A 15,937-nucleotide genomic window follows, 5' to 3' on the forward strand; every position below is an offset into this window, starting at 1 on the left:
ATCAGGGATAAAAAACCTTAAAATTCACTTCGGAGAAAAGCTCTCCGGGACGCACTTCATTTTTTAATACTTTATATTTTGCCAGAAAAGTCAGTAACCCGTCTCTTCCACGAAATTTCGAACTACTGAGTACCCTGTTGGGAATAAGCGCATTATATTCCTGGTCGAACAGAGCCAGCCCCAGGCCAACCTCTTTACTGCCCCTTTCTTCTTTCAGGGCCGAAGGCGTTTTGTCGGTATACACCCTGAACAGCGTGCTGTCTTCAGGTGCCGTTTCACCGTTAAACACTATTTCAATGTTTCTTTTAGAATCGATATTGCACTGCCCTACGTAGATCCGGAACGTGACGTACTCTTTGTCAGGATAGAAGCCAACCTCTTTTAGCTGATCGCTTCTGTAACTCCCCATATCCACAATAATATCATCTGAAGCATGGTTATTGACTGTAACAACGCATGCGCCATTGATGAGGTTACCGCGCATTTTCACCTTGCCCTGGTTATAGATGCCAATATCAGCGGAACACCACGAGCAATAAAGAAGGAGACCAGAAAAAATGAATAAAGAGATAGTCCGATTAAGCATTTTTTAGTCTCCTTCTTTAATTCAAATCACTTCACGTTAACGTCGATATTATGAGTAGTTAACGACAAAGGTGACGTCGGCGTTAGCAACACCGGCTGTTGGTGTGGCGCTGGTTGAAACATAGCGTGCGGTGTAGTGCATCGTGTTGGTGCCGTCAGCCAGGGTGAAAGAAGACGTTGCGGTGCCCGGCGTTACTTCTTTATCTGCAGTATCCAGGATCTGAATACCTACGCCAGTTGCCGTTGTCTGGTTAGAAGAGGAGTTAACCGCAAAGAGGCCGGAGTTCTCATTGTCAGTCTGACCGGTAAAGGTAACGGTAGCGGCAGTAGATACGCTGGTGTCACATTCGTTCAGCACGATTTCGAAAGGAATCAGCGCCGTTTTATCGCCAACCGCCGAGAAAGCACCGGTACGGTATTCACCCAGGGCTACAGTTTGATCCGCAGATTCGGTGGCAACCGCGCAAGCGGCATTTACCAGACTACCCGTAAAGTGAATGGTGCCGCCTGAAGCAGTCACGCTTGATGCTGCCTGAGCGCCGACGTTCGCCAGTAACAGAGAAGCCGCCAGCAGAGCAACTTTCGTTTTACCCATTTTTCTTTTCTCCAGATTATAATTACACAAAGAGTTTCCATAGGGCTGATAGAGAACAGAACCAGAGTGTATTACGCCTGTTAAGACGCGTTCTCTTCAACGGGGGCTATAATTAGTCATGAAGGGATACAAAAAAAGTGAAAATAAAACAGTTACGCGCTAAATTCACAAAACGAAAACGACTTTATTTACTTATTAGCGCGCAGCAAAAAAGCATCTTAATCAAAGAGGCGTGTAAAAACGTTCGATATTAACTTAAATACATCATGGATTATAAAAACGGAACGGAAGTTAAATAAAGCGGCAGATAAAAAACAGACCGTTATCCCGCGAAAATATCACCACTAGCTTCAGACAAGCCTGGGATTTAAATCCGTTGTTTTATTACATAGAGTGCGGCAACGTTCTGCGTTTAGAAAGGGGAATTTGCTTCTGGGAGAAGATAAGTTTGAGGCAGGGAAACATGCCCGGAGGCATGCAGTTAAAAAAAGAAGTAGATCAGGTTTTTTATATGAAAGAGCAGAACCTTTCACAAAGCCAGATAAGCCGCCACGACCAGCGCGCAAACAATGGCCGCTATTATTACGCCGCCATATCTGGCTTTCACATTTAAAAGCCAGGATTGACTGTTACTCTTTTCGGTTTCGCTAGCATGAAGGAGTGCCTGCTGATTGTCGCCCGGCAAACTGCTGCTGGTCATTGCGTCACCACCGGGCGCGCTGGCTTCTTCTGCCTCAGCGCTAACAGACTCAGGGTTGAGATTGTTTTGCTTAATAACCGCTACCTCTTCTGAAAGCATAAGCCCTTTACGCGGCAAGGTAACAATAACATCGTCGTCAAAACCCAGCGCTTTTAACCTTTTCCTTAAAATGGATATGCTCTGGTAATAGGTATTTCTTGTGACAACAATACCCTTTTTACCCCATACCTCATTAATGAAATCATCATGACTCACCACCTCGCCCTGCCGCTCAATCAGTAATAAAAAGCAACGCGAAGCGGGTTTACTTAAAACAACCTCAGCTATACTGTCATCGAGCGGCTTGAGTACGTTCGTCACAGGATAAAAACAGAGGCGTCCGTCAATAAGGTAATAATTTTCCATAAGGTGATGTCTAAGTAGTCAATTTAACGAGAAACGTTACGTTAGCCACACGTTAAACAGGCATTACGCCCTGCGACGGGTTAACGTTGAGTTTTATTTTACTGATTGCTCAGGATTTGAATAGGAACACCCAGCCTGAAATGAATCGTTCTTATAACGCATTCCATTAATTCAGCCCTCACCTGGCGATAATCTTTAAGTGATTCCCTGTGCTAACCACTCAGGCACTATATACTCTCATTTTCCTGATTTGAAGATCTATTTTATTACCTTTTCCATTACATAAACCTTACAAAAAACACAATGTTATAAATTTAACAATAGCATTCAATGCGTTAGCGAAAGCGCGTTTTCTTTATTAGCCTTTAGCAGCCTTAATATATCCCTACCCATTCTCAAATAAGAATATTGTTGTCAGGCAAGAGGTGGTCGCATTTATCTTTACGCTAATAAAATATAACGATCAAAAAATTAAAATGCGTTCCAAAATGAGAATAGAAATTTAGCAAAGACCGGTTTCATAAAGAGAGAACCCGCTATTTATGCTGACGCATCAGCAGAATGAAACGTCAGCATTTAGCCATTTTATATACGTAACGTCTAAAACCTAGAGGTTCTTCCGCAGCGTCTCCAGCCGTTCCCGCTGCTTCTGCCCGGCATCAAAGTTCTCCACGGCCAGCCAGCGCTCAAAGCCCCTTTTCACCTGCGGCCACTCGCCGTCGATAATCGAGAACCAGCTGGTGTCGCGCGTTCGCCCGCGATACACAATTGCCTGGCGGAACTCGCCCTCATACTGAAAGCCCAGCCGTGCGGCGGCGCGGCGCGAAGGCGCGTTCAGGCTGTCGCATTTCCACTCATAGCGACGATAGCCGAGCTGCTCAAAGGCGTAGCGCATCAGCAGATAATGGGCTTCGGTCGCCTGTCGCGTCTGTTTCAACGGCGGCGAAAAGGCGACGTGCCCGACTTCGATCACGCCATGTTCCGGCGCGATGCGCATCAGCGCCAGCGTGCCCACTGCGCGCCCGCTTTCGCGATCAACCACGGCGAAGTGCAGCGGATCGCGGCTGTTCTCCATCTGCTGCATATAGCTGAGCCATTCAGCCCGATCGTTAAAAGGCCCGGCGAACAGATAGGTCCAGTCGCGGCCATCCTGCGCCAGCGCCCAGGCGGCAAACAGATCGTCGCTGTGCTGCGCCAGGCTTAGCGGCTCCAGCCGACAGTAGCGTCCCTCCAGCGTCTCGCGCTGCGGAAGCGGGCGCGGCTGCCAGCCCGGCAAAGGCTGGCCCACCGGCTGGCCATATTCATTGATGGTGTGTGACATAGCATCTCCTTGTTGTGGTCATCCTGAGATTGCCGCTTTTCTGGTAGGCTAAAAAGCGCCACCGCCAGAGAGAATGATGGATCCATGATGCCTGATGCCCGCCCCTTCCCGACCGGCCAGCTGCTCTCCACCCCGCTCGCCTTGCGCGACGGCGAAACCCTTCAGCAGCAGCTTTTTCTGCGCGTGAAGCGTGCGATCCTGACGGGCCAGCTTCCGGCAGGCACGCGCCTGCCCGCGACGCGCCAGCTGGCGCAGGATCTGCGGATTTCGCGTAACACGGTAATCAATGCCTGGATGCAGCTGCAGGCGGAAGGGTATCTGATTAGCGATCGTCAGGGCAGCCGCGTCAGCCCGATTGCGCTGCCCGCCCCGCCTGCCCCCGCCGTCGGCAGCGAAGTGCCGGTGGCCGACCGAGTAGCGCTGCTGCGTTCCGGTCATCGCTACAGCAGCGAAGAGATGCCGCTACGTCCCGGCGTGCCGGCGCTGACGCACTTTCCTTTCGCCGCCTGGCGTCGCGCGCTTAACAGAGTGCTGAGCGACACGCCGCAGCGCCTGCTGGGCTATGGCGATCCGCTGGGCGAAATAGCGCTGCGCGTTGCGCTGGCGCAGCATCTCAGCCTGACGCGCGGCGTGCGCTGCCAGCCGCAGCAGATCGTTATCACCGAGGGCGCGCAGCAGGCACTGTCGCTCTGCGTCACGCTGCTCAGCAATCCCGGCGATACCGGCTGGGTGGAAGAACCCGGCTATCGCGGCGCGAAAGCGGCCATGCTGGCCGGTAGCCTGCGTGTGCAGCCGGTTGCGGTGGATGAGCAGGGATTAGCGCCCGACGCCCGGCTGTGGCAGAGCGCTCCGCCGCGCCTGATCTACTGTTCGCCAACCCATCAGTACCCAACCGGCGCGGTGATGAGCGCGGCGCGCAGGCTGGCGCTGCTTGCACAGGCGCAGATGCATCAGGCGTGGATTATCGAGGATGATTACGACGGCGATTTTCGCTACGTTGGCGAACCGATCGGCGCCATGCAGGGCATGACGTCCGGCGCACCGGTTATCTATATCGGTTCATTCAGCAAAACGCTGTTTCCCGCGCTGCGCCTGGGATTTATGGTGCTGCCTGCCGCGCTGGCGACGACGCTGCATCCGGCGCTGCATGAGCTGCTGCGCGGCGGCAACCGCCTTGAGCAGCAGGCGCTGGCCGCTTTTATCGCCAGCGGCGACTTTACGCGTCATCTGAGCAAGATGCGCCGTCTTTACCGTCAGCGACAGCAGACGCTGCGACAGGCACTGCGCGAGACACTGGGCGAAAACGTCAGGCTGCTGGGCGGCGAATGCGGTCTGCATCTGGTGCTGCGGCTGGCTGACGAGATCGACGACGTTGCGCTGGCGGCGCGGCTGTGGCAGGCCGGTTACGCCCCTGGCGCGCTCTCCAGCTACTGCTCTGGCGATGCGCCGCCGCGCGGGCTGGTGCTGGGCTACGGCAATACCGGCACCGCGCAGCTTAAGGCGGGGGCGCGACAAATCCGTCGGCTGCTGGACGCCGCGCCGTCCGCTACGGAGCGGGCGCGGCGACAGAGTGCCGCAGAATAAGCTCGGCGCCGAAGGCGGGCAGCGGGCCGACCGGCTCGCCGCGAATGTCGGCAATCAGGCGACGCGCCGCTTCGCGGCCCATCTCATAGACCGGCTGCGCCACCACCGTCAGCGGCGGCGCGACGATTTCGCTCCAGGGAAAGTTATCGTACATGATGAACGAGAGATCCTGCGGGATACGCAGCCCGCGCTGCGCCACGGCGCGCAGCAGCGACATGGCGACCAGGCTGTCGGAAGCGATCAGCGCGGTCGGCGGCGCGCTGCGCTGCCACAGCGTCTCGACGATGCGCGCAATCTGCGCGTCGCTACCGGCATTCGCCTGGATTAACGAGGTGTCATAGCGACGACCGGCGGCGGCAAAAGCCGCCATCATACCGCCTACGCGCTGCGCCACCGGCGTCAGGCCAAAGTCCGCCGCTTCGCGGTACTCCCCCTCCAGCTCCATGCTGGTGATATAGGCGATGCGCTCGTGACCCGCCTCCAGCAGTTGCTGCGTCGCCTCGCGCGCCACGGCGGTAAAATCGCAGCAGATCGCCTCGACATCCAGATCGATTACCGCACGATCGAACAGCCTGAGCGCGCGTCCCTCTTCCAGAACCTGCAGCAGATGGCCGTTTTTTTCCCGCGACGAGTGGCTGGGAGCGACGATAATGCCGTCGACCCGCTTCTCCAGCATCACCCGCACCGCATCCTGCTCGGCCTGCCCTTTCTCGTCGCTGTTGCCCAGCAGCAGATGAAAGCCCGCCTGGCGCGCCACGTCGGCCATGCCGCGCAGCGCCAGACCAAAATGCGGGTTCTCGATATCGCCGACAATCACGCCGATCGTGTTAGATCGCCCGGTGTTCATGGTGCGCGCCACCTCGTTAGGCCGGTAGCCCAGCGATGCCGCCGCGCGGTTGACTCGCGTCTGTACCTCTTCACTGACGGCGCCGTAGCCGCCGAGCGCCCTGGCCGCCTGCGCTTTTGAAACGCTGGCCGCCCGGGCGACGTCGGCAACGGTAGGCGCTTTGGATCGCATTTTTTGAATGGTCATAATTAATTCGAATCACAGGTTGATGACAGGAAGATTGACGTCGAAAAAAGGCTGTGCTTAAACTCATTGTAACGCCTTGAGACCGGTCTCACAACAACTGTGCTCTTGTCGTCACCTGCGTTGAGACCGGTCTCATAACTCTATTACTACCGGCTCGACTGTCTCTGATGTTTAACCTGCAAAAACGGATGAGCTATGAAATCGCCAATTCACCTGAGCGCCCTGTGCGGCGCCGCAATCGCACTCTGTTCACTCTCGTTCAGCACGCTGGCGGCCAGCAGCGATAACCCCTACGGGCTGCTGGAGCCGGGCCACCTGCGCATCGCCAGCGTGGGCGACTCTAAACCCTATACCTTTACCGACGCCAGCGGCCAGTTCACCGGCTTCGACGTGGAGTTCTTTAAAAATGTGGCGCACCGCATGGGCATCGATCAGGTGGATTTCGTCGGACAGGATTTCTCCGCCATCCTGCCCGCCGTCGCCAACGGTCAGTTTGACGCCGCGGTCGCCGCTATCGGCATCACCCCGGCGCGCGAGAAGACGGTGGACTTCTCTACCGGCTATCTGGCGGGCTACCTGACGGTGCTGACGCGCAGCGACAGCGGCGTGAAAAACGTTGAGACGCTGGCGAAGCATCGGCTCGGGGTGGTTCAGGGCACGCTGCAGGAGAACTACGCCGTCCAGCACTTCACCCAGAGCGACGTGGTGCGCTTTCCTGACAATAACGCTGCGGTCTCCGCGCTGAACAACGGCACGCTGGACGCGGTATTCCTCGACTATGAAGCCGCCAAAAGCTACGCCGAACGCTTCAAGCTGATCTCCGCCGCCGATATCCCGTCGTTCGATGCGCCGGCGGGCGTCGCCATCGCCAAAAATAAACCGGCGTTTAAGGCCGCGCTCGACAAGGCGATCAAAGCCGCCATGCAGGACGGCACCTGGAAACAGCTTTATCAGAAGTGGTTTCCCGGCTCGCCGATGCCTGAGCAGTATCTGCCCGGCGGCCAGTAATGCGTGAGCGCTGAGCGTTCGGCTTTTCACCAGTGACGGCATCGTCCGTCACGCGTACTGATGGAGTACGGCGATGGATCTTCTGACAATGCTTTCCCGCACCTTCTTCGATCTCGACTCAATGAAGGAAGTGCTGCCGCAGCTGCTGGCGACCGGGCTGGTCAATACCCTGATCATCTCCGTTGCCGCCACGCTGCTCGGCACGCTGTTCGGCCTGCTGCTGGCGCTGATGGGCATTTCGCCGTCGCGCTGGCTACGGCTGCCCGCGCGTCTTTATACCGACCTGTTTCGCGGCCTGCCGTCGATTCTGACCATTCTGCTGATTGGGCAGGGTCTGGCACGCTTCAGCTATCAATTGTTCGGGCCGACGCCCTACCCGCTCGGCATTTTCGCCCTCAGCCTGATCGCCAGCGCCTATATGGGCGAGATTTTCCGCGCCGGTATTCAGAGCGTGGAGCGCGGGCAGATGGAGGCGTGCCGCGCGCTGGGCATGAGCTATGGTCGTGCGATGCGCCAGGTGGTGATCCCGCAGGGCATCCGCCGCGTGCTGCCCGCTATCGTGAACCAGTTTATCGCCATTATTAAAGACTCGTCGCTGGTCTACCTGCTCGGCCTGATGACCGGCCAGCGCGAGCTGTTCCGCGTCGGACAGGACGCGGCGGTGCTTACCGGCAACCTGTCGCCGCTGATGCTGGCAGGGCTTTTCTACCTGGTGATTACCGTGCCGCTGACCCATGCGGTGAACTATATCGACGTGCGCTACCGCACCGGTCGTCGTCGCCTCACCGCGCCGCAGAGCGGCCTGAAAGAGGTCGAAGAAGTGCTAAAGCGCCCCGAGGGCGCGCTGACCACACCATCCTTAACCAGCAATCGGGGGCAATAATGAGCGTTGCAATGAAACTGAGTGAACCGCCCGCTGCGGCGAGCTGGAAAGGATCGAGCCTGGAGCTGCGCGATCTCTCGCTGGCCTACGGACCGATCGAGGTGCTGCGTCGCGTGTCGCTGCGCATCGCACCCGGCACCACCACCTGCATTATCGGGCCTTCCGGCTCCGGCAAATCGACCCTGCTGCGCGGCATCAACCGCCTGCATGAACCTAAATCGGGCGACGTGCTGCTGGCGGGACGCTCGGTGCTGAAAGACAAGCCCGACGCGCTGCGGCTGCGCATCGGTATGGTGTTCCAGCACTTCAACCTGTTTCCCGACCACAGCGCGCTGGAGAACGTGGCGCTGGCCCCCTGGAAGGTAAAAGGCCTGCCGAAGGCGCAGGCGATGGCGATTGCACGCCAGCGGCTTGAGGAGGTGGGCTTAGGCCAGCGCGCCGATCACCGCCCGCGCGATCTCTCCGGCGGCCAGCAGCAGCGCGTGGCGATTGCCCGCGCGCTGGCGATGGACCCCGAGGTGATGCTGTTTGACGAGGCGACCTCGGCGCTCGATCCCGAGCTGGTGAAAGGGGTGCTGACGCTGATGGCCGATCTCTGCCGGCGCGGCATGACCATGGTGGTGGTCACCCATGAGATGGGCTTCGCCCGCAAGGTCGCCGATCAGGTGGTGTTTATGGACGAAGGGGAGATCGTTGAAGCGGGCCCGCCCGCCGCACTGTTCGACGCGCCCCAGTCGCCGCGCCTGCAACGTTTTCTGTCGGAAGTGCTGTAAGCCTTCTCTCTTTCGTAATGAACAAGGAACCGAATCATGGCTTTTGAACAACTCCCTCGCGTAGTGGTACTGGGCGGCGGCGCGCTTGGCGTCTCCAGCGCGCTGCAGCTGGCAAAACGCGGCGCGGCGGTCACGCTGGTGACTGAGGCAGAACTCTGTTCCGGCGCCTCTGGCCGTTCGCTCTCGTGGCTGAACTCAGCGGGCGAACGCTCCACGCCCTATCACGCGCTGCGCATGGCGGGCATCGATCGCTACCGCACGCTGTTCGCTGACGATCCCTCGCGCGACTGGCTGCGCTTCGACGGCGGCCTGTACTGGACGGCGGACGACCTGAGCGGTACGCGCGCGCGCCATGCCTATGAGAAGGCACACGGCTACGACTCGCGGCTGGTCACGCGCGACAGCCTGGCGCAGGCGGATGCACAGGTAGAGGGCGAGGCGCTGGCGCAGGCGCAGGAGGCGATCTTCAACCCTGGCGAAGGCTGGGTCAGCCTGCCGCACCTGGTGGCGCATCTGGCGCATCAGCTGCGCGCGCTGGGCGGCGAGATCGTCGAGCACGCCGGGAAATGTGAAGTCGTGCGTGACGGGCAACGCGCCAGCGGCATCAGGCTGGCGAGCGGGGATATCCTGCACGCCGACGCGGTGCTGGTCGCCTGCGGCCCCGCCACGCCGGATGTGGTCGCGCCGCTCGGCGTCACTATCCCCAACGGTTCGCCCGTTTCCATGCTGGTGATCACAGCACCCAGCGCGCACGGGCTGAAGGCGGTGCTGAATACGCCACGCGCGGCGGTACGCCCCAATCCGGGCAATACCTTCGCGCTGGATCACGACTGGTACGAAGAGGATATTCAGCAACAGGCTGACGGCAGCTATTCCATTGATGAGCGCGTGGTGGCGCAGCTCGCCGCCGAGGCGAGCAAGTTAATGAAAGGCGAGCCGCTGCGCGCCGCGAGCTGGAAGCTGGGGTTAAAACCGATCCCCGGCGACGGCGAACCGGTGCTGGGCGAGCTGGAGAGCGTGCCGGGCTGCTTTGTCGCCTTTACCCATTCTGGCGCGACCCTGGCGCTGATTGCGGGCGAGCTGCTGGCGGAGGAGATCCTGACGGGCGAGAAGCAGCCGATGCTGGAGAGCTTCCGGCCTGCCCGTTTCGCATAAAAAAGCCGGTCACGCTGACCGGCTGTAAACTGCTGGTGCCCGTATATGGCACGCGGGCGCGCTGGCCCGGCGACAGGCGCACCTCAGGGATGAGGTACGTATACGCGTGGTTAGCGCTGCCTTCTTAGCCGCGTTCGCACTTAGCCGCGATAGTAGATATCGCCTGTTTCTGCCTTGAGGATTTTGCCGACGTCATTGGTGATCAACAGATAGTTGCCGCCGATATAGGTCCAGTGGCTGCCGGTTTCCGGCGCAGGCAGGTTACGCTTCTGCCACTCAACGATGGTGTAGGTTTTATCCAGATACTGCTGCGGCACGCTGTCGCCGACCTTGTACTCTTTGTAGTCGATGATGATGCGGTCGAGATCGTATTTTGACTGCGGTTGCGAAGTGCCGGCGTTAGCGTCTGGCGCTGGCGAGGGGGTGCTGCCCGCTTCCGGCTCTTCCGCGTTTGGTCCCAGCGGCGGCTGGCCGCTGCTGTCGGTGCTATCGCCCTGCGGCTGCGCATCGGCAGGTGCCTGCTGCTGCACCTGCGGCGGTGGCGGAACGGTATCGGTAGCGTCGCCTTCCGCCTGTGCGGCGGGAACAAGGCTCAGCGAGCCAAACAGTAATCCCGCTAAAAAGAGTGCGTTCTGAGTCCTGCGCATAGTGTTTTCCACGTTGATTGATTTTGTTAACAGTAGACCAGGATAAAGACAATCTGTACAGCCTCTCAGTTCCGCATGCGAGGCAGGTAAATGTAAAGAAACGCGTCGCGCCGCTCCCGATCCGCCCAGCCGTCGGGAACAAATCTTTATCACCTCCCCGGCGGGGAAATCCGTCGCCATGCCGGGCTATGCAAGACTGCTCCAGCACATTACTTGCTGCGCGGCATTATCTGTATCGCTAATCTCGCAGTATTTTAAAATTCCCTTTAATTAGAAAGCCATAAACAAAATAACCATCAGCCCGCTCATCATTTATTTTAACTACATCCCTCTTACATAAAGGCATTAATGATAGAAGCAATTAAATTGCGGAATTTATAGTAATTTGAGAATCTCAGAAGCAACAGGCTATATATTTTTGATACCGATCAATAATCGGTCTCAACTGGAGGGGTAGCGTCAATGCTCTTTTAATGAAAAGGATTTTTTATCATGGCTATCCCTGCTTATTTATGGCTAAAAGATGACGGCGGCGCAGATATTAAAGGTTCGGTAGATGTACAAGATCGGGAAGGCAGCATTGAGATCCTTAGCTTTATGCATGGTGTGAGTATTCCTACCGATCCTCATACCGGAAAGCTAACGGGTACACGTATCCACAGTGCGCTTGAGTTTGAAAAAGAATTTGATTCATCCAGCCCTTATCTTTATAAGGCTGTAGCCTCCGGCCAGACGCTAAAAAGTGCTGAAATAAAATGGTATTGCATCAATTACGCTGGCCAGGAAGAGGAGTACTTCAACATGTTGCTTGAAGGCGTAAAGGTCGTCTCTGTTAACCCTCTGATGCATAATATTAAAACCATCGAAAACATGAACCATCTCGAGTCTGTCACGCTGCGCTACGAGCGAATCACCTGGAAATATTGCGATGGTAATATTCAGCATTCCGACAGCTGGAAAGAGCGAGCATAAGGTTGAGTTTGCATGGCGCAGGTTTGCGCCATCCATCACAAGGAGAAGAGTGATGACATGGGTTTATGATGTCAGAAAAAAGACATTCACGCATAACGGTGTGTATCAGTTTAGCGCACGCTATGCGGGCGCGCCGGGCTATAAAGACAATCCTGATTATGAGTGTTTGAAAAATAAAGGGCCGCTGCCAAGAGGTAAGTATCGAATCGTAGGAATTCCTTTCACCCATGAGATCGCAGGTGCTTTTACATTGAGACTTGAACCTTATGCAGAAAATAACATGTGCGGCAGAGCCGGTTTTCTTATCCACGGAGACAGTAGAAAAAACCCCGGAGCGGCATCAAATGGTTGCATTATTTTAGCGCCTCGATACAGACAACAAATTTTTGAATCGCGAGATCGTGAGGTTATCGTCATATGAAAAAAATTTTTATTTTAACAATATTCTTCATTAGTTTTAGCGTTGTCTCCTCTGTAAAACCTGAACAATGCATACCAGTTAAAAACCATGTAGGCATAGCTACGCTTTTTACTATGGTAGAGGATTTTGATATCCCAATTGCTCAAGTAGACCGGAGCAAAACCAAAACAGAGATACTCTATACAGAGCCTGTAAATCATGAGCTTGCCATGCTCTATGGTAAAAAAGAGAGAATCCTTAGTGGCGGAGAAATGAGTGATGACAAAACCACCGCAGAGCAATACGCAGAAGGATTTATGCGGAACAACGCTAAAAATATAATAGTGAAATATAATTTTTATAATCATCAGGGAAAGGAGAATATTTTAATTATCTCTGCATTCGTCAGTGATACCGACTGCGCGGTGCGCTGGAATGGATACGTGGTGGTGAAGCGAGAGTTTTAATAGCTGTTAGTTAAAAACTTCCTGTGACAGTATTAACGATCCCGTGTAACGCAATCTGCCTTTAATTTTTAGGCGATAGCCAGCATTGAACACGCAACATCAACCTTCTCTGTCGACTGCATGAACAGCCAACGGAGCCGTAAGTATCTCGCAGCGCTTATCTAATAAAGATTCCACCGAGGCACGGTTGCCCTTATCCCAGCCACGACGGGTGGTTAACAGGATAAACCCTTTCTCTCCCGAGAAGGTGGCTGGTATCAACGCGATGCCATAGTCAGCCAGCTCAGGCGACGATAAGCGGAAGTCGCGCGCCACTAAGGCGATGGGATAGATGCCCATCACCGTCGGCTGCATCACGCGGCGGGCATAATAAGTATGGTTCAGCAGCCGGTCAGGCAAAGGACGCCACTGCTCATCTATGAAGGGTCGCTCAGCCTGAAGCTGACGACGCACATCTTCCCGCAGACAGGTCAGATGAATATGCAGTTGGTTCTGGCTGCGTCCCCAGGCGGAGTTAATCGCCAGCCCCAACATATCGTCGGGAACATCTGCGCCATAGGCCGACATTAAGCGATAACGCATCAGCCAGGCATAGCCAAAGTAGTCGGTGCGGCCCGCGCGCGATAGCGAGATGCTCTCGATACCGGACATCGCCAGGTTTGGCACCAGGATAAAATGATATTTGTAGCGGGGGTTCTGCAGGATGCTGAAGCCCTGCTCTTTACTCTGCGGCTGATAGATTTGCTGACATGGCGCGGGATCGTGCCGGTAGCGGTAGTTGGTCATGCAGAGATCCTGCGTGACCATCCACAGCGCGTCAGAGCGCGCGCATCCGGTTAGCAGGAGCGCAATGGCAGAGAGGAATAACCCTCGATAGATCCTTAATCGCATAAAAGTCAGCCAGTAGTTGCCATTAACGCAGTCAGGCTCATACAAGGTAAGACGGGCAGCCTGATTATGCTGTCTGACAGCATAGTGTTATCTTTCAATGGATTTTAACTCAGGCATAGCGGGTTAGGTCATTCTTTCTCGTTACCTCAAGCGCGTGCTGCGCATAGCGCCATACAGCTGACGTATTCAGGACGAAGCACAGAACGGAGCAGCAATGACGAGCGCTCTGCCCGACTGTTCCCTGTTTTACTTACTCGGGAGAAAAGGATTTATGAAAAAACTTCTCGTATCGGCGCTGATTACCTGCGGCTTATCAGCCTGTAGCTACGATAACAGCGGGACGAGCAGAGCGCCGGGAAAAGCAGGACGCACCATGCCAGATATTTTCCAGTCGGTCTCCCCTTCTCAGCAGCGAGCAATAATGTCGGGCGAACGTCCCGACTGGACTGAGATTCAGCCAACACATTTCCCTCGACGCATGTAGGAAATTTACGCTGTGACGCCAGCTGAATGAGGTGTGGTCGGTGAGCGTTCGTTTTGTAAGGGTGATGTTTGGTTTCGCTGATGACGCGCTGCGGCAGATCCTGCATTGGTAAGCAGAGCGTGGCGTGTTTTTAAGAAGGGATGTCGGGGGCTGCCTTTGTGCTAATAAAACGCGTCGGGAAACAGGTAAAGACTGTTTGTTATCACAAAGGGTTTTTAGAGGAAGTTGGGAAAAGTTATACAGGGTTGGAATTAGAAAAAGGGGCGAGATGCATTTCTTTACCTGTTATGCAAAGCTGTTACTTGTTTCGTTAATCTGGAAGCCAGTTCGCAAATCGGCTCCGTTCAGGACAAGGCAACATGCTTTTTTACCAGGCCGATCCCACGCTGGAAAACTACTGGCGCGGCGTCATTCTGTTTGGCAACAACGTCGCATCCTACAAATTCGCCCTGGCGCATGCGCTTTACGATCTGCATACACAGGGCAACGATCTCATCTCTCTGGAAGCGCTGGCGCGTCCTTTCAGCCAGCATTTGTGCCGCCATCTAGAGCAGGCCCCAAAGCAGATCACCACCAAAAGCAGTCAGTTCCTCGACGCCTGTACGCAGTTCAATCATGGCGACATCAGTGAAGAAACACTGCTGGCGTTAACCGTTAAGCGTGGCTTCGCTAACGTGATTGATGCCTTTCACAACGTGAACCGCGCTGAGATTGACGTGCGTTTTTTTCTCGATGAACGTAAAACGCATAAGGGTATCCGGCTCACCGAAGCGTTCTTCCGGCTGACCGAGACCCAGCAGTTTCAGAACCTCATCCATGAAACCGATGCGCGCTGGCGGCTGGTCGAACAGGCCTGGTCGATGGGCGTATCACGTAATCTGGTGGCGGTGGAGTATGACAGTGAGCAGCAGATTCTGTTTACGCGCCAGCGTGAGCGGCGCGTCGATATCACCAGCTGTCGCAACAGCCTGAACGGCTATCAGAAAGGCCGCTGCTTCTACTGCTATCGGCCGGTCAGTCTTGAGCGGGGTCACGCAGATCTCACCGACGTCGATCACTTTATTCCCTGGGCGGCGCGTGACCAGGTGCCGAACCTCAACGGCGTATGGAATCTGGTGCTGGCGTGTCAGAGCTGCAATCGCGGCAAGGAAGGTAAGTTCGCCCATATCCCGTCGCAACAGTTGCTGGAACGGTTGCATAAGCGCAACGAGTATTTTATTAACAGCCATCTGCCGCTGCGCGAGACGCTGATTCAACAGACTGGCAGTAGTGAAGCCATGCGTCGCAGCTTTTTGGCATCAGGCTGGCAGGCGGCGCGCAGTATGCTGTTCCATATCTGGCAACCTCAGGCCTGTGGAGATGCCTTATTTTGAGCACACAACACTATTATCAGCACAATGCACAGCAGTTCTTCGAGAGCACGGTCGCAGTTGATATGGCACAGATCCGCGATCGGTTCACTGCCCTACTGCCTGCGCATGGCTCTGTTCTGGATGCGGGTTGTGGTTCTGGACGTGATGCTAAGGCCTTTGCTGAACAGGGATTTCAGGTAGAGGCGTTTGATGCCTCGCCGGAACTGGCTGAGCTGGCGAGTCAGCATAGCGGCTTGCCGGTTAAGGTGATGCGGTTTCAGGAGCTGGATGTCTCTGCGCACTATGACGGCATCTGGTGCTGCGCATCGCTGCTGCATGTGCCACGTGCGGAGCTGCCGGAGGTGTTCAGGCGGCTGGCGAAAGCGTTAAAGGCTGGCGGCGTACTGTATGCGTCCTTTAAATATGGTCAGGGCAAGCGGGAGGATAATGGGCGGGTGTTTACGGATATGCGTGAGGGGGAGATTGGGGGGATGTTAACGGATAATGAAATTGCGGGGCTGAGGGTGGTGCAGGAATGGATGAGTGAGGATCGGCGGCCTGATCGAAATGACAGGTGGGTTAATGCGATTATTGGGAAAGTGGGATAGCAGTATTGCTTGTAATGGGTATCCCTGATTAGCCGCGTCTCGCAAACCCGACTAAGCAGCGGCGGTCTCGGTGA

The 15,937-nt window shown here is 55.7% G+C and carries 17 protein-coding genes; 10 read left to right on the top strand and 7 right to left on the bottom strand.

Going from position 1 to position 15,937, the window contains the following annotated elements; all coding sequences use genetic code 11:
• Position 1: 1 nt before the first annotated feature.
• The 4 genes from EKL29_RS05390 to EKL29_RS05405 all read right to left on the bottom strand — a co-directional run bounded on the left by EKL29_RS05390 (position 2) and on the right by EKL29_RS05405 (position 3,606).
• On the bottom strand, positions 2–586 hold the full coding sequence (locus tag EKL29_RS05390) for a fimbrial protein (RefSeq protein ID WP_120455546.1): 585 nt from the start codon (positions 584–586) through the stop codon (positions 2–4).
• Between the two features lie 48 nt (positions 587–634).
• The gene (gene fimA, locus EKL29_RS05395) at positions 635–1,180 is read right to left on the bottom strand and encodes a type 1 fimbrial major subunit FimA (protein WP_120455544.1); all 546 of its coding nucleotides are present in this window, start codon (positions 1,178–1,180) and stop codon (positions 635–637) included.
• A gap of 529 nt (positions 1,181–1,709) precedes the next feature.
• Entirely contained in the window at positions 1,710–2,285 is a 576-nt protein-coding gene (locus EKL29_RS05400; protein ID WP_126689065.1) for a winged helix-turn-helix domain-containing protein, read from the bottom strand.
• Positions 2,286–2,892: 607 nt separating this feature from the next.
• Complete coding sequence (locus EKL29_RS05405) at positions 2,893–3,606, bottom strand: GNAT family N-acetyltransferase (protein WP_126689066.1); 714 nt, start codon at positions 3,604–3,606, stop codon at positions 2,893–2,895.
• A gap of 84 nt (positions 3,607–3,690) precedes the next feature.
• Between EKL29_RS05405 and EKL29_RS05410 the strand changes: the two genes are divergently transcribed.
• Complete coding sequence (locus tag EKL29_RS05410) at positions 3,691–5,190, top strand: PLP-dependent aminotransferase family protein (protein ID WP_311778970.1); 1,500 nt, start codon at positions 3,691–3,693, stop codon at positions 5,188–5,190.
• On the opposite strand, the gene EKL29_RS05415 is transcribed toward EKL29_RS05410, so the two are convergent.
• Complete coding sequence (locus EKL29_RS05415) at positions 5,153–6,223, bottom strand: LacI family DNA-binding transcriptional regulator (protein WP_120455539.1); 1,071 nt, start codon at positions 6,221–6,223, stop codon at positions 5,153–5,155. The two genes, EKL29_RS05410 and EKL29_RS05415, sit on opposite strands and share 38 nt — an antisense overlap.
• A 195-nt stretch (positions 6,224–6,418) precedes the next feature.
• On the opposite strand from EKL29_RS05415, the gene EKL29_RS05420 reads away from it, so the two are divergent.
• The 4 genes from EKL29_RS05420 to EKL29_RS05435 all read left to right on the top strand — a co-directional run bounded on the left by EKL29_RS05420 (position 6,419) and on the right by EKL29_RS05435 (position 10,042).
• Positions 6,419–7,231, top strand: a complete 813-nt coding sequence (locus EKL29_RS05420; RefSeq protein WP_120455537.1) for an ABC transporter substrate-binding protein — start codon at positions 6,419–6,421, stop codon at positions 7,229–7,231.
• A gap of 73 nt (positions 7,232–7,304) precedes the next feature.
• Entirely contained in the window at positions 7,305–8,114 is an 810-nt protein-coding gene (locus tag EKL29_RS05425) for an amino acid ABC transporter permease (protein ID WP_126689067.1), read from the top strand.
• A gap of 11 nt (positions 8,115–8,125) precedes the next feature.
• On the top strand, positions 8,126–8,887 hold the full coding sequence (locus EKL29_RS05430; protein ID WP_158591253.1) for an amino acid ABC transporter ATP-binding protein: 762 nt from the start codon (positions 8,126–8,128) through the stop codon (positions 8,885–8,887).
• Positions 8,888–8,923: 36 nt separating this feature from the next.
• A complete protein-coding gene (locus tag EKL29_RS05435; RefSeq protein WP_126689068.1) occupies positions 8,924–10,042 on the top strand; it encodes an FAD-binding oxidoreductase in 1,119 nt (372 codons plus the stop codon).
• 140 nt (positions 10,043–10,182) lie between these two features.
• Here EKL29_RS05435 and EKL29_RS05440 read toward each other — a convergent pair whose 3' ends face one another.
• Positions 10,183–10,689, bottom strand: a complete 507-nt coding sequence (locus EKL29_RS05440) for an RcnB family protein (RefSeq protein WP_126689069.1) — start codon at positions 10,687–10,689, stop codon at positions 10,183–10,185.
• A 492-nt stretch (positions 10,690–11,181) separates the two neighbouring features.
• Here EKL29_RS05440 and EKL29_RS05445 point away from each other — a divergent pair, with 492 nt between their 5' ends.
• Genes EKL29_RS05445 through EKL29_RS05455 form a run of 3 tightly spaced genes read left to right on the top strand, consistent with a single transcriptional unit; the run spans position 11,182 to position 12,528 of the window.
• Positions 11,182–11,661 carry an Hcp family type VI secretion system effector gene (locus EKL29_RS05445; protein ID WP_126689070.1) on the top strand — a complete coding sequence of 160 codons (480 nt, stop codon included), beginning with the start codon at positions 11,182–11,184 and terminating at the stop codon, positions 11,659–11,661.
• Between the two features lie 52 nt (positions 11,662–11,713).
• On the top strand, positions 11,714–12,082 hold the full coding sequence (locus EKL29_RS05450) for a tlde1 domain-containing protein (protein WP_120455525.1): 369 nt from the start codon (positions 11,714–11,716) through the stop codon (positions 12,080–12,082).
• The gene (locus EKL29_RS05455; RefSeq protein WP_120455523.1) at positions 12,079–12,528 is read left to right on the top strand and encodes a hypothetical protein; all 450 of its coding nucleotides are present in this window, start codon (positions 12,079–12,081) and stop codon (positions 12,526–12,528) included. Before EKL29_RS05450 ends, EKL29_RS05455 begins: the two co-directional genes overlap by 4 nt.
• 99 nt (positions 12,529–12,627) lie before the next feature.
• Here EKL29_RS05455 and EKL29_RS05460 read toward each other — a convergent pair whose 3' ends face one another.
• On the bottom strand, positions 12,628–13,419 hold the full coding sequence (locus tag EKL29_RS05460; RefSeq protein ID WP_126689071.1) for a CDP-diacylglycerol diphosphatase: 792 nt from the start codon (positions 13,417–13,419) through the stop codon (positions 12,628–12,630).
• Between the two features lie 843 nt (positions 13,420–14,262).
• On the opposite strand from EKL29_RS05460, the gene EKL29_RS05465 reads away from it, so the two are divergent.
• Positions 14,263–15,276 (top strand): HNH endonuclease, encoded by a 1,014-nt coding sequence (locus EKL29_RS05465; protein ID WP_120455521.1) that lies wholly within the window; start codon positions 14,263–14,265, stop codon positions 15,274–15,276.
• Positions 15,273–15,863, top strand: coding sequence for a class I SAM-dependent methyltransferase (locus EKL29_RS05470; protein WP_311778971.1), 591 nt, complete (start codon positions 15,273–15,275; stop codon positions 15,861–15,863). The genes EKL29_RS05465 and EKL29_RS05470 overlap by 4 nt, the downstream gene beginning before the upstream one ends.
• Positions 15,864–15,937: the final 74 nt, after the last annotated feature.

Source organism: Pantoea sp. YU22 (genome assembly GCF_003970755.1).
GTDB classification, from domain to species: Bacteria; Pseudomonadota; Gammaproteobacteria; order Enterobacterales; family Enterobacteriaceae; genus Pantoea; species Pantoea piersonii.